8 protein-coding genes and 3 tRNA genes are annotated in these 14,097 nt (G+C 56.6%); 5 read left to right on the plus strand and 6 right to left on the minus strand.

What is annotated here, in order from left to right; all coding sequences use genetic code 11:
* Window positions 1-6 precede the first annotated feature (6 nt).
* Both leuD and leuC read right to left on the minus strand, forming a co-directional pair.
* Complete coding sequence (gene leuD / locus QP971_RS00290; protein WP_049377122.1) at window positions 7-597, minus strand: 3-isopropylmalate dehydratase small subunit; 591 nt, start codon at window positions 595-597, stop codon at window positions 7-9.
* Between the two features lie 21 nt (window positions 598-618).
* Entirely contained in the window at window positions 619-2,040 is a 1,422-nt protein-coding gene (gene leuC, locus QP971_RS00295; protein WP_284810471.1) for a 3-isopropylmalate dehydratase large subunit, read from the minus strand.
* Window positions 2,041-2,092: 52 nt separating this feature from the next.
* On the opposite strand from leuC, the gene QP971_RS00300 reads away from it, so the two are divergent.
* The 4 genes from QP971_RS00300 to QP971_RS00315 all read left to right on the plus strand — a co-directional run bounded on the left by QP971_RS00300 (window position 2,093) and on the right by QP971_RS00315 (window position 8,334).
* Window positions 2,093-2,776 carry an IclR family transcriptional regulator gene (locus tag QP971_RS00300; protein WP_284810472.1) on the plus strand — a complete coding sequence of 228 codons (684 nt, stop codon included), beginning with the start codon at window positions 2,093-2,095 and terminating at the stop codon, window positions 2,774-2,776.
* Between the two features lie 183 nt (window positions 2,777-2,959).
* A complete protein-coding gene (locus QP971_RS00305) occupies window positions 2,960-3,253 on the plus strand; it encodes a hypothetical protein (RefSeq protein ID WP_080970356.1) in 294 nt (97 codons plus the stop codon).
* 260 nt (window positions 3,254-3,513) lie between these two features.
* Entirely contained in the window at window positions 3,514-6,123 is a 2,610-nt protein-coding gene (locus QP971_RS00310; protein ID WP_239661043.1) for a YhgE/Pip domain-containing protein, read from the plus strand.
* A 3-nt stretch (window positions 6,124-6,126) separates the two neighbouring features.
* Window positions 6,127-8,334 carry a YhgE/Pip domain-containing protein gene (locus tag QP971_RS00315; RefSeq protein ID WP_284810473.1) on the plus strand — a complete coding sequence of 736 codons (2,208 nt, stop codon included), beginning with the start codon at window positions 6,127-6,129 and terminating at the stop codon, window positions 8,332-8,334.
* Between the two features lie 423 nt (window positions 8,335-8,757).
* Here the strand turns inward: QP971_RS00315 and QP971_RS00320 are convergent.
* From QP971_RS00320 to gltX, 4 genes are all read right to left on the minus strand, one after another.
* Window positions 8,758-8,833, minus strand: a tRNA-Glu gene (locus tag QP971_RS00320).
* A 654-nt stretch (window positions 8,834-9,487) separates the two neighbouring features.
* Window positions 9,488-9,560: transfer RNA gene (locus QP971_RS00325), tRNA-Glu, on the minus strand.
* Window positions 9,561-9,599: 39 nt separating this feature from the next.
* A tRNA-Gln gene (locus tag QP971_RS00330) sits at window positions 9,600-9,671 on the minus strand.
* Between the two features lie 239 nt (window positions 9,672-9,910).
* Window positions 9,911-11,404 carry a glutamate--tRNA ligase gene (gltX, locus tag QP971_RS00335; protein WP_284810642.1) on the minus strand — a complete coding sequence of 498 codons (1,494 nt, stop codon included), beginning with the start codon at window positions 11,402-11,404 and terminating at the stop codon, window positions 9,911-9,913.
* 232 nt (window positions 11,405-11,636) lie between these two features.
* Here gltX and QP971_RS00340 point away from each other — a divergent pair, with 232 nt between their 5' ends.
* Window positions 11,637-14,066, plus strand: coding sequence for a choice-of-anchor M domain-containing protein (locus QP971_RS00340; protein ID WP_284810474.1), 2,430 nt, complete (start codon window positions 11,637-11,639; stop codon window positions 14,064-14,066).
* The last annotated feature ends 31 nt before the right edge of the window (window positions 14,067-14,097 follow it).

A 14,097-nucleotide genomic window follows, 5' to 3' on the forward strand; every position in this document is an offset into this window, starting at 1 on the left:
CTTCTGCTATTGGGCGTGAACAGCGGGCTTGAAGCTGGGGCGATGCGATTCGTAGGCAGCGATTGCATCCTCGTTGCGGAGCGTAATGCCGATGTCATCCAGCCCTTCCATCAACCGCCAACGGGTGTAGTCATCAATATCGAAGCGGTAGGTATTTTCACCCACCGTGACCGTTCGAGCCTCCAGGTCCACGGTGACCTGGGTTTCTCCTGCTTCCAGCTGTTTCCAGATGAGCTCAATATCTTCTTGCTCCATCAATCCAGTAAGCAGTCCGGACTTTCCAGCGTTGCCGCGGAAAATATCAGCAAAGCGGGAAGAAAACACCGCGCGGAAGCCGTATTCGCTCAACGCCCACACTGCGTGCTCACGGGAGGATCCGGTGCCAAAATCACTGCCCGCGAAAAGCACCGAGCCATCCTTGAATTGCGCCTGGTTGAGTACAAAGTTGTCATCGGAGCGCCAATTTGAAAATAGGCCATCTGAAAAGCCGGTACGCTTGACCGACTTCAAATAGCGCGCGGGGATAATCTGGTCAGTATCCACGTTGGAAGCGCGCAGGGGCACGCCCGTTCCCGTATGCGTAATAAATTTCTCCATTGCCAATGCCTTTCTAAGCGCTTAATCCAGATCTGCAGGGCTAGACAGGTAACCGGTCACGGCAGTCGCGGCGGCCACCTGCGGGGAGACAAGGTGCGTGCGCCCACCAGGGCCTTGACGCCCCTCGAAGTTGCGGTTGGAAGTGGAGGCGGATCGCTCGCCCGGAGCCAATTGATCTGGGTTCATACCCAAGCACATCGAGCAGCCGGCGGTACGCCACTCCGCGCCGAACTGCCGGAAGACTTCGTCGAGGCCCTCCTTCTCCGCTTGGGCCTTGACCACGGCGGAGGACGGCACGACCATCATCCGCGTATTGGCAGCGATGGTGTGCCCCTTGACCACGTCAGCCGCAGCGCGCAGGTCTTCGATGCGGGCATTGGTACAGGAACCGACGAAGACGGTGTCGATCTTGATATCGCGCAGCGGAGTACCTGGCTGCAGGTCCATATACTGCAAAGCCTTTTCCACAGTGGCCTTTTCATTATCATCACCACAATCTTCCGGATCTGGGACCTTCTCCCCTAACGGAAGGCCCTGCCCAGGATTAGTTCCCCACGTAACAAATGGGGTCAGCGAGGAGCCATCAATTTCCACGACAGTCTCGAATTCTGCGCCTTCGTCCGTGGGAAGTGTCTTCCAATACTCAACTGCAGCATCCCAGTCTGCTCCTGTGGGAGCGAACTCGCGGCCCTTGACATACTCGAAGGTCGTCTCATCGGGAGCGACCATGCCAGCGCGGGCTCCTGCCTCAATCGACATATTGCAGATGGTCATGCGCGCTTCCATGGACATCTTGCGGATGGCCTCACCGCGATATTCAATGATGTGGCCCTGCCCGCCACCGGTACCGATTTTCGCGATAATGGCCAAGATGAGGTCCTTGGCAGATACCCCCTCTTGCAGCTCGCCAGTCACCTCAATAGCCATGGTTTTGAATGGCTTTAAAGAAAGCGTCTGCGTAGCCATGACGTGTTCTACCTCAGAGGTGCCAATACCCATGGCGATAGAACCAAAGGCGCCATGCGTGGAGGTATGCGAGTCGCCACACACGATTGTCATACCCGGCTGGGTGATCCCCAGCTGCGGGCCAACTGTGTGCACAATGCCCTGCTGGGCATCACCCATAGAGTGCAAGCGCACTCCAAATTCCTCGCAATTCTTGCGCAGGGTCGATACCTGGGTGCGTGAAACCTCATCTTTGATTTCCAAGAGGTTGCCGGACTTGATGCCTTGCGTGGGAACGTTATGGTCCTCGGTGGCCAAGTGCAGCTCAGGGTGACGCAACGTGCGGCCGGCCAGCCGCAAGCCATCAAATGCCTGCGGACTGGTAACTTCATGTAGTAGCTGAAAGTCAATAAAGATAAGGTCTGGCGCCCCAGCATCGCCGTATTGGACGACGTGATCGCGCCACACTTTTTCTGCCAATGTCAGCTTCTGGTTCATAAACATCTCTCCACACTTGAAATCTCATAAGTTGGGACGTAGATTTCATTGTATGGGAGAGTATAGCGCAGTTTCCGGAATTAAGGTGTTGGATCGAGCAATGGCCATAATGATGGCCGCCGCCAACCACCCCTCCACCCTCAATGAGTTATGCGAAACCACGGGGCTGCCTCGGGCGACAGCACACCGATTGGCCACCGCACTCGAAGCACACCGCATCCTCGTTCGCACCCCCGATGGAAAGTGGAAGGCCGGCCCAGCCCTTCCCGGCAACCGCGATCACCTCCTCGAGGCAGCCGAGCCAATCATGGAGAAGCTGCGCGAACGCACCGGAGAATCCATCCAGCTCTACGAGGTCACCGGAAATACCCGCACCTGCATTGCCACTAGGGAGCCGGAATCCGGCCTCCACAACGTCGTGCCAGTCGGACGCCAGCTACCACTTAGCTCCGGCTCTGCCGCACGCATCATTGCCGCATATGTAGACATCAATACCGAAGACGCCTCGTTTACCCAAGAAGACATTGAGGCGGCCCGAAACCAAGGCTATTCCGAATCTATTGAGGAACGCGAAGCCGGCTTAGCCTCCATCTCAGCGCCGGTTTTCGATAGTTCCGGAACCTTCCTCGCAGTGTTGTCGATTTCCGGATCTGCCGAGCGTTTCCGACCTTCCCCGGCCCAGAAATACGCCAACATTCTCACTTCCGCCGCACGCGAATTGAGCAACCTCCTCTAGGGCCCTCCCCAGCTTTACGACGCCCGCCTCCACCTAACCCCAAGGAGGCGGGTCCTTTTATTTCCCAAACCAGAAAATTAGAGAAAGACACCCACGCCTATTGAAACTCAAATGAAAATACGCTTTAATGAAAACACACTGAAAACAACGGGGAACGTCCCCTACAAGAGAGGATCAGGCATCATGACCCACAACACCCACGAAGATCATACCCACACCCATGGCACCGATTGCGGCCACGTTTCTTTCCCGCACGGTGACCACACCGACTATCTCCACGAGGGCCACATTCACCGTGAGCATAATGGCCACTGGGATGAGTGCGAGACCACCGAGCACGTTGAAGCCGAGGCGCACGCCGACCACACCCATGGTGAAGGCTGCGGCCACGTAGCGATCCCGCACGGCGACCACGTGGACTACCTGCACGACGGCCACCGCCACGCCGCCCACGGCGATCACTACGACGAGCACTAAACGCCACCCCGGGGCCTAGCCCCATATCGCTTGCCGCCTAGGCCCTTTGAACTGTGGGCCTAGGCGGCCTTTTCTATGCCCACGACTGCTGCTGAAATCGTCTTCGAAATTCACACCAGAAACATATCTGCAAGCTCGACATGACGCACTCTCTCATTTCTGTTAAAACCGACAGTCAGACTATTAGTTCTTTCCGGTTGGGTGCTACGGTTCTTCGAGTGATTACTAGTTGGAAGATTTTTCTCCAAGATTTTGTCCGCTTGTGGCGGACCCCTCAGGTCTGGGTGATCCTCATTGGTTTGATGATCACCCCAGCCCTGTATTCCTGGGTAAACATCTCCGGTTTCTGGGACCCATACGGAAACACAGAACACCTCAAAGTCGCCGTAGTTAATGAGGACAAAGGCGCATCCTCGGAGATGACCGGCCACTTAGACGTCGGCGGGCAGATGATTGACAAGCTGCATGACAATGACAAGCTGGGCTGGCAGTTCATGGACCGCCAGGAAGCCGAAGACGCCGTTAAGAAGGGTGACGTCTTCGCCTCGGTAATCGTCCCCGAGGACTTCTCGGCCGATTTCGTTAGCCTTTTTAAAGGTACCTATTCTCAGCCCACGCTGGAATATCACGTCAATGAAAAGCTGAATGCCATTGCACCGAAGATTACTGATACTGGCGCTTCGACCCTAGACACCACCATTAGCTCTACCTTTAATGAGCAGGTAGCGGATTCGGTGGCCACTGAGCTAAAGAACTCCGGTGGCGATTTGAGCCAGAAGATTAACAGTACCGCAAGCAAGACCGCGGATTCTTTTTCAGATACTGCAGATACGGTAGCTAACTCCCGCAGCCAGCTTGCTGACGTGCATTCCACCATCGAAGACGCGCGCCCTACCATCGCGCAAGCCCGCGAGTCTTTGGGCACGGTGCAAAAGACCGTCGATGATGCCCAGACCGCCCTGGATGAACTTAACTCCATTACTGCAGAGGTCCAGCGGGAAGTCACTTCTTTCTCGGACGATGCCACCGCTGCCTATGTAGAAGGCACTACCGCCATGGCGGACGGAACCGCCTCCGCCAATGCCACCGTAGGCTCAGTCTCCGGCAAACTACGCGGCGCACTCAATCGCGTCGGTGCCGCATCTGCGGGCGCGTCAGGAATCGTCGGTGAGGCTGACCGGGCTATCGATCAGCTTGAAAAGCTTGCGTCTTCACCGGCCCTGCCCCCACAAGTTTCCCAACAGATTAAGGATCAGGTAGGAGACCTCCGCGAACGCAATGACCAGAATAAGGCCGTTCTCGGTGACTTAGATACTCTCAACAGCGATACGAACGACACCATCGATTCGCTCAATAAGACCACGGGCATGTTGGAAAAGATGGCCGCCCAAACGCGCGATGATTCCCACGCGCTGCGCGATAATGTGGCCGAAGGCCTACCCAAGCTCAATGCTGCGCTTTCCGACGTCACCGCTACCGCCGGCAAGCTTTCCGCCTCACTCGAAAGCCAGCAGGCACTGGTAGGGCAAACCGATGGGCTCTTGGGCGGCGTCGACGAGCAGCTAAGCCAGGCCCAGCAAGTAGTTGAGCGCTTTTCTGTGGACCTCGAAGGTATTGAGGAGGGGCTTCGCGCCTCCCGCAGCGACGTGATTGCGCTGAGCAATACCGCCAATAACAATTCCATCCTGCAGTCTGTCAAGGGGCTGAACACCGATGAGGTGTCTTCCTTCCTTGCCTCCCCTGCAGAGATGGAAAGCCACGCCGTATTCCCTGTAAAGCACTACGGTTCCGGCATGTCCTCGCTCTTTATCAACCTCACGCTGTGGATCGGCGCGTTCATGCTGCTCATCATCTTCCGCGCGGAGGTAGACCCGCAGGGCCGCAAGAACCTCACCATTACCAAGGCTTACCTTGCCCGCTTCCTTTTGCTTTCCTTCTTTGCCATCGCACAGGCACTCATCGTGTCCATCGGCAACCTGGCCATTGGAGTTGAACATGCCAATGCATTGGCCTACGTCGTTACCGCAGTCATCGTAGGCCTGTGCTACCTGAGCATTACCTATAGCTTGATTTCTACGTTTGGACACGTAGGCCGCGGCATCGCGGTGGTCATCGCCTTCATCCAGATTCCGGGCGCATCCGGCCTCTACCCCATTGAAATGACGCCGGACTTCTTCCGCGTCGTACACCCATTCCTGCCCTTTACCTACGGCATCGATGCCATGCGCGAGACCGTTGGTGGTTTCTACGGCAACCACTATGCACGCGACCTTGCCGCGCTCATCGGCATGGCCGCGATCGCTTACCTCATCGGTACTGTGCTGCGCCGCGGCCTGTCCAACGTCAACATGCTGGTCAACGACGAACTGCATAAGGGCGGTCTCGTTATCAATGAGCAGGTCCATCTGGTCGGCAGCCGGTACCGCTTTACCGACCTCCTCTATGCCTTGAATGACCGCGAGGCGTACCAACAAAGCTTGGAAGATAAATGGAGCATGGCGCGCAGGAATTACTCCCAGCTGATGAAGATTACCGTCGCGGTAGGCCTAGCGTTAGTCGTCGCTTTAGGCATCTACTCACGCATTAATCCTGAAGAAAAGGCCATCATCTTCGGCCTGGCCTGCCTGGTTACGCTCATTGCGGTGGGGGTTATCTGCTCCCTTGAGTACGTCAAGCAGAGCATCGCGCACGATAACCGCCTGGCGGATCTCAGCGATGAGGAAATCCAGGAGCACCTAGAGCACCAACAGGAACACCCAAACCGCTACCTCCTAGAGGACTTAGACGAGGAATCCACACCTTCTAATACGAGCGAGACCAAGGAAATGCCCGCCGTTGATGGTGATGACTCCGGAAAGGGAGGCGAGTAAGTCATGAAAAACATTCTGACCATCCTCCGCGATGACCTCCACGCCATTCGCACCAATGTAATGACTGCGGTCATCATCTTTGGCCTTGCCATCATCCCGTTGCTTTTCACGTCCTTCAACGTGCTGGCTAGCTGGGATCCTTTTGCTAATACCAACCAGCTCAAGATTGCTGTGGCCAGCGAGGATGAAGGCCACGAAAGCGACCTCGCCTCCCTGAAGCTTAATCTGGGCGATGAGGTGCTCTCGCAGCTCAGCCGCAATCACGATATCGATTGGGTCATTACTGATAGCGCCGATGCAGTCGAAGGAACAAAGTCCGGCGAATACTATGCCGGCATTGTCCTTCCCAAAGACTTCAGCACGGACCTTCTCACGTTCTATGTAGAAGGAACCGAACCAAGCAAGCTCAACCTCTATACAAATGAGAAGAAGAATGCGCTGTCTACCACCATCACGCAAAAGAGTGCGGACGGCGTCATCCAGAAAATCGACGAGTCCTTCACCCGCGTGGTATCCAATGTCGGCCTTGGCGTCGTCTCGGATTTTGATAAATACCTCAATGCGGACGATACCCAGACTGCACTCAATAACCTGCACAATCGCGTCAATAACGTCAGCACCCGCCTTGATGCTGCGGCTGGCACCGTAGGTGCACTAAGCAATCTGGTCGACTCCACCCTGCCTCTTACGCAGGCTGCGGACAATATTCTCGCCGAGGCTGGACGCCAGGCTACGAAGACCAACAATGACCAAGGCGAAAACCCCATCGACGTTCTGCGCTCTACCCTCAATGACTCGGCTGGTTCGCTCGACGCTTCCTTGGCGGCTACAACGCAAAGCTACGATGCACTCTCTGCCCAGGTCGATGAGTTGCTCAATAATGCAAGCAACACCAGCGCACAAACGGCGCAGACCTACCGCACCGCCGCTGAACGGGTGAATGAGCAAACTCAGGCCTTTGAGGGAGTTCGCACTTCCATCAAGGACCAAGCCGATAAAGTAGCTCTACCTGCCGCGGTCGCGGGTGGATATAAGGCGATGGTGGGCCAGATTGATGCCTCCATTGCCCAGAGCAACGCTCTGCATGATTCGCTCGTATCTACCGCCAATGACCTTGAGCAAGGCCGTGGCACGTCCCAAGACTCCCGGCAGCGCACCAAGGATGCCATCGCCAATGCCAAGCAGGCTGCTGAAAAGGCACGCAATTCCTATAACGAGAACCTCAAACCGCAGCTAGATCAGCTCAACCAGAGCGTCTCGGTTGTCGCGGACGATATTCATGCTGTCAAGCAGGACATCGCAGGCATTCGCTCCTCGGTTTCCGAGAATGACGAGTCGCCACAGCAAAGCCTGGCGCGCGCCCGCGATACCACTGCCGGCCTTGCCGGCACCCTGCGGGAGCAAAGCGGCCGATTTGCGGACATGGGCCGCAAGATCGACGAGGCGCGCCGTGGCGGCGATTTGGCCAAGCTGGCGGAAATCGTCGGCAACGATCCAGAACTGCTTGCCTCTCGCATCGCCGCTCCCGTAGCTGTAGACCGCCAGCCGGTCTACCCTGTCGCTGCCTTTGGCGTGGGTATGACGCCGTTCTACCTCACCTTGTCGCTATGGGTAGGCGCCCTTCTGGCATGCGTGCTGGTGCATACCAACGCCGAGCGTAAATACTTGCGCAAGGACGAGAACGGGAAGTACGACGAGAGCGAATTCACCCGTGGTCAAGCGTTCTTCGGCCGCTTTGCCACACTCGGCCTGGTCGGCCTCGCGCAGGCCACCTTGGTGGTTCTCAGCCTCATCTTCTTCGTCCAGATCGAGCCTGCTCACCCATTCATGCTCATGTTTGCCGCATGGATAGTCTCACTGGTGTTTATGTTGATCATCTATGCACTTGTCATCACACTCGATAGTGCCGGCAAGGCCTTAGCGGTGTTGTTGCTCGTGATACAAGTCTCCGGCTCCGGCGGCGCATACCCGCTGCCTTTGCTGCCTGAATGGTTCCAGAACGTGAGCCCGTGGCTGCCAGCAACGTACGCCATTGATGCTTTCCGCAGCGCCATTGCGGGCACCTATCACGGCGATATTTGGCGCGAGTTGGGCATGCTACTGCTATTTACCATCCCTGCACTCATCGTCGGCCTCGTTCTCCGCCGCGCCATGGATGCCTATCACAAGCGCCTGCAGAAAGCGATTAAAAAGACGAAGGTTATGGCGTAGCCACGCTTGCCGACGTCTCCTCTTCCACCCTTCCTACACCGCCCACCACGCCCTTTTCACGGTTTGGTGGGCTTTTTCATGGTCGGGTCCCACGCTAGTGCCCGAAAGACCTAGAAGGGGCTGGAAAAGCCGAATACGCATCTGCTAGGAAGGACTGGGATACCCTTTAACGCTAGGTCTAGCTCCTTCTTAAAGGATTCCCTCGAACGCAGCTATCGGGCACGTAACCACTTACAGCCCACCTGAGTCCCTACTGAAGGACCGCTACGGGAGTCTGTGCCCCGCTCTTTACCTCAGCTCCTATACCGTCCCGCGGGCACGACGGTTAGCGCTTGGACATCGAGGCCTGCCCTACATGCCGCTAGACCGAACAGGTCTTAGGGAAAGAAAAAGCTGCGAACCATGTGGCTCGCAGCTTTCCGTTGGTACCCCGTACGGGATTTGAACCCGTGTTACCGGCGTGAGAGGCCGGCGTCCTAGGCCGCTAGACGAACGGGGCGCGTTCGCAGCATTCGCACACTGTGCGTTGCGGACTTGTTAAGAGTAAACGATGGGTTAATTCAGCACAAATCGCGCGGTCACGGAGGGTTTTGAGGGCAGGCGAAGGAAAACGCAAAAATTCCCGGGTCCGGTACTGCAGTGAGGGTTCTTCGTGGCCGAGGTGCGGATCGAGTCAGTGGTTATTCCGCAAGCAATCTGTGGATAGTCCGTGGCCGAGAACGCTGTGCTAGTAGGACTCGGGATGGCGCTGTGCGTCGAAGTGCATATGCTGCAGGCTCCTATACTTCATGCAAACGTTGGTGGGAAGGAAGTTGTGGATTATAGCGTTACTACCTGGCTGTGCTTTCGGGCTGTGCGCCTTGGCTGTGGTGCGTTTCGCTTTCTGTCACCCGCTCTCCTTTCTGTTTGTTTTCTGCTGTACTTGCAGTCTATGCCTGCACGTGCAGGGCAGGAAGGGTTTTGCGCAACTTCGCGGTGGTCTTAACCCTGGTTCCATTGGCAGGACGCGGCTAACTGCGCGGACGAGTCCAATGGTCTGGGGGTAGGTTATAACCAGTTTTGCTTGCGCCGTGGTCGCGCCCCAGACTGTCGCTAGAAAAAGACATTGCCCCGGATATGAAAAATCCTCCAACCTTTAGGCTGGAGGTCTTTGTACCCCGTACGGGATTTGAACCCGTGTTACCGGCGTGAGAGGCCGGCGTCCTAGGCCGCTAGACGAACGGGGCATAGAACTAGTGAGCCTGCCGTTTAAAGCATTTTCACTGCTGGCCTACCAGGACTCGAACCTAGAATGGCGGTACCAGAAACCGCTGTGTTGCCAATTACACCATAGGCCATTTGCTAACTTGCGCTGGAAGCTTACTGCCTTCCGGCTTCGCTCCCTTGCTCGCTGCAACGTGTAATAACTATAATGATCAACGCGTAAACTGCCAAATCGCCAGCACACACGCCATTTTCAGGCCAGTAGAGTGGTTAATAAAAAGGCGGCGAATGACAGCGCTGTAGTTCAGCTATCATTCGCCGCATCGAAGGGCGGGATTAGATATCTATCGCCGCCTTATGGGAGACGCTCCCCCTACTGCGCCGCCGGCACGTAGGGAGTCACTTCACGGGCCGCACGAAGGCGGGCCAGGGTGGACTCCTTACCCAGCAGCTCCATGGACTCAAAGAGCGGTGGGGAAACCTGGGCGCCGGAAATAGCTACACGCAGTGCACCGTAAGCCTTACGAGGCTTCAACTCAAGGTCTTCAATAAGGGCCTTGGATAGTGCCGCCTCGATATTCTCGGTCTTCCACTCCGCAACACCTTCGAGGGTCTCGATACCCACCTCGAGCGGCTGAATGGCCTCTTCCTTAAGGTTCTTCTTCGCCGCCTTCTCATCGAGCTTTAGGTCGGCATCCGGGGTCACTAAAAAGCTCATGAGACCATAGGCATCAGACAGAGTCTTGATGCGGGTTTGTACAAGATCTGCGGCGAAGGCGAACTTCTCACCGTCATAGTCAGCCGGGAAATCCGTGTATTCGGTCAAGTAGTTACGCAGACGGAAGGCAAACTCTTCTGGGTCTAGCTGGCGGATGTGATCCGCGTTGATGGCCTCGAGCTTCTTCTGGTCAAAGCGTGCGGGATTACCCAGCACGTCGTGGACGTCGAAGTTTTCTACCAAGTCATCCATGCTGAAGATGTCCTGGTCCGCGGACAGGGACCAGCCCAACAGGGACAGGTAGTTGAGCATGCCCTCCGGGATGATGCCGTTATCGCGGTGGTTAAACAGGTTGGACTGCGGGTCGCGCTTAGACAGCTTCTTATTGCCCTCGCCCATCACGAAGGGTAGGTGGCCAAACTCTGGGGTGAACTCGGCAACGCCAATCTTCTTAAGGGCGTCGTAAAGCGCGAGCTGACGCGGAGTAGAAGAAAGTAGGTCCTCACCACGCAGCACGTGGGTGATACGCATCAGGGCATCATCAACCGGGTTAACCAGGGTGTAGAGGGGCGCACCATTGGAACGAGCCACCACATAGTCCGGCTGGGTCTCAGATTTGAAGGTCATTTCCCCGCGCACCAGGTCAGTCCAGGTCCAGTCCTGCTCCGGCATGCGCAGGCGCCAGACAGGCTTGCGACCTTCGGCCTCAAAAGCATCGATCTGCTCCTTGGTGAGATCGCGGTCAAAGTTGTCATAGCCCAGCTTCGGGTCACGGCCGGCCGCCTTGTGGCGCTCCTCTACCTCTTGGGCAGTGGAATATGCCGGGTAGACAAAGCCACCTTCGATGAGCTTGTCCAAAACTTCCTTATAGATGTCCATGCGCTGGGACTGACGGTAAGGCTCATGTGGGCCGCCAACATTGATGCCCTCATCCCAGCCCAGGCCAAGCCAGGTCAGGGAATCAATGATGGCCTGGTAGGACTCTTCGGAGTCACGGGCAGCATCGGTGTCCTCGATGCGAAATACCAGCTTGCCACCGGTATGGCGGGCGTAGGCCCAGTTGAATAGTGCGGTGCGCACCATGCCTACGTGCGGTGTGCCGGTTGGGGACGGACAGAATCTAACGCGTACTTCAGTCATACCCACCATCGTAGTGGAGCCGCCGATTCCAGTCCGCACCAGCCCAAGCGCCCCTGAATCCTGCCCGGCGCGCAGCGGCTTGCAGTCTATTCCTACACACAAATTGGGGTAATTGGAAACGGGTTTCACTACAAAGCCACTGGTCAGTGAAATCGGTTTCCATTACGGCTAACGGGTTATGGGATTCATTTTCTATAGTTTCTGGTGAACTTGTGAGAACTGTAGAAAGGCCTTCCCAACTGTGGCTTCCCCACGCACCCGTTTCCTTGCCACGCTGAGCACTTTGGCACTTATCACTCCCGCCACGGCTGTAGCAGGCCCCGATGATGGCAAGCACATCGCTACCAATACCCACGTTGACTCCCCCAAGTCTTTCTGGGAGAACAACCATTTCGTCCTGAAGTCCGAGTTTGGCGGTCAAGAGCCCCCGATTGCAGACACTGTTGCCTGGGTGGGCAAGGGCTACAGCGCTACGAATAACAGCAACCAGTATCTCTATACGCTTCCGGCAAACGGGACCCAAGACTACATTGGGGCCCCTGGCACGACTTACTACACAGCGCCGCACCAAGTATCCGGTAATACTTCGCCCATTTGGCTGGGCTTTGGCGCAGATGCTTCCCTGCCCACTGACAAATTTCGGGATGACGTAGCCTTCCTTGACCTGCTCAGCGTCGATGGTCCCGGCGAGGTGGAGCTTTTTACCAATAAAGATGATGAGGACGGCACCCAGCTGCACCGCATGCTCGGGTCCTTCCCGGATTCGCCGCACTCTGCCTACATTGTTGCCGGCACACATACGCACAACTCCACTCTGTTTACCAAGCCAGGACGATACCGCCTGACCTACCGCACCAGTGCGCGCGGAAAGGATGGCCAGCTCATAGCCAATGAGCCACAGACCACCACCATCCAAGTTGGCGGGCAAAAGCCCAAAGAGGAAAAAACGCCGAGCCTTAAGGAGCGCTTCGCACAGTCCGCAGCTGGCGACGCCGCTGCTGCAGGCTACAGCCTGCGCATGGCCCCCAAGTCCAATCCCGAAAAAGACGGTGACGACAAGCTCACCACCATTTCCTTCGACGCCAAGAACAAGGCACAAGGCACCCTCACGCTGCTTATCGACGGCTACTTCCTCACCGACCTTCCCGTTAACAATGGCCGCGCGCGCTGGGACGAGTACATGGGGCCAGAGCCTTCCCAGGTGCAGGCTGTGTTTACCCCAGAGGGTGATGCACCGCGCTGGATTTCTAGTCCCCTTGATTTCCAGCCCGGCGCGCCCGTCCAGACAGATTCTTCTTCCGCCGCTGAGACGTGGCAGGAAGCCTCCCACCCGCGCCAGCTGGCCCCCACCGAGGAGACCGAGCTAAAAGAGCTGGGCTACACCATCCGCATGCGCAAGCAGGGCAAGGGCGGCACCAAGATTGTGGTGGATACCGAGGATAAAAACTTCAATGGCCTTCTCACCGGCGGGCTCTATGACACGAAGGGGGCTAAATACCCCACTGTGGATCTGGAAACCCCTATTACTAACGGCCACGGCGAGGTCGCCTTTGATGAGGGCGAGTACTTCGAAGGCTATTTTGCCAAGGTTAACCTCTTCCCCCATTCCACTGTTAAGGCCGGACACGCTAGCAGCGTTATTACGGAGTATTTTGCTTTTGGTGAAAACTATGAAGTCAGTGGGAAGTTCTCCACTTCCAATGAGGAACCGGAGGCTACCCCAGGCAAGGAAGACACTCCGTCTTCCGCGCCGCAGCCTGGCACCGAAGAACCGCAAGCCGGCAATGCACAATGCAGCGAAAAGTACCTACTAGACCGTGGTCATGTAGACATCAAGGCCCAGCCTGCCGAGGGAGGCTTTGCAACGGTTCTGCGCGATGACACGGCACAGGTGGACAAGAAATCTGTTGACCGCAAACTCGATGACGTGGTGCTCGGCGTACACGATAATGCACTCACCCCGCGCAATAAGAAGCTCGCGGGAAAAGAGTTCGACTTCCTAGGAAAGCCTGGTGAGCGCTTCTATCACTTGCCACAAACCCAGGATCAAAACATCATTTGGCCCGGCTATAACACCCAGGACCTGGATTATTCCTCAACCAAGGACAATGCCGTCAACCTCAACTTGAAGCCCACCTCCACACCGGACGGTGCCGAATGGGGCGCATTTATCGATGGCACCCATGGCAAAGGTTTTTCGGTCCTCGCCAATTCTGCGGCTAAGGACTACACCATCGAAACCAACTTTCCGGCCCATACCCATACGCACTGGGCCTTTTCCAAGCCTGGCTTGTACAGCTTTGAGGCTACTTATACGGCCACGGGCACGGACGGCAAGGAACTAAAGTCCGCGCCCCAAACCCTCACCTTTGCCGTAGGCGATAAGACATTGGACTCCTGTTCCTTCCTCGCACCGGGCACGACCGGGAGCGGAGAGCCCAGCGAAAGTCCAACAGACAAGCCTTCCCAGGAGCCTTCCACGCGACCGTCCGCCCCAGATACCCCGGACACACCAGCCCACCCCGGCCGGCCAGAAGAGCCCACAGGGTCCTCGTTTAGCCCGTGGAGTTTGGTCCTACCAGCGGTCCTCGTGGTGATTTTCAAGGCCTTTTATAACTTCTTCCGAGATAACGAGGACCTCATCCGCAAGCGCTTCGGCCTCAACTTCTAAGCCTCTTCTACCCCACCAAATAGACGGGAAA

Source organism: Corynebacterium marquesiae, from assembly GCF_030229635.1.
Taxonomy (GTDB): domain Bacteria; phylum Actinomycetota; class Actinomycetes; order Mycobacteriales; family Mycobacteriaceae; genus Corynebacterium; species Corynebacterium marquesiae.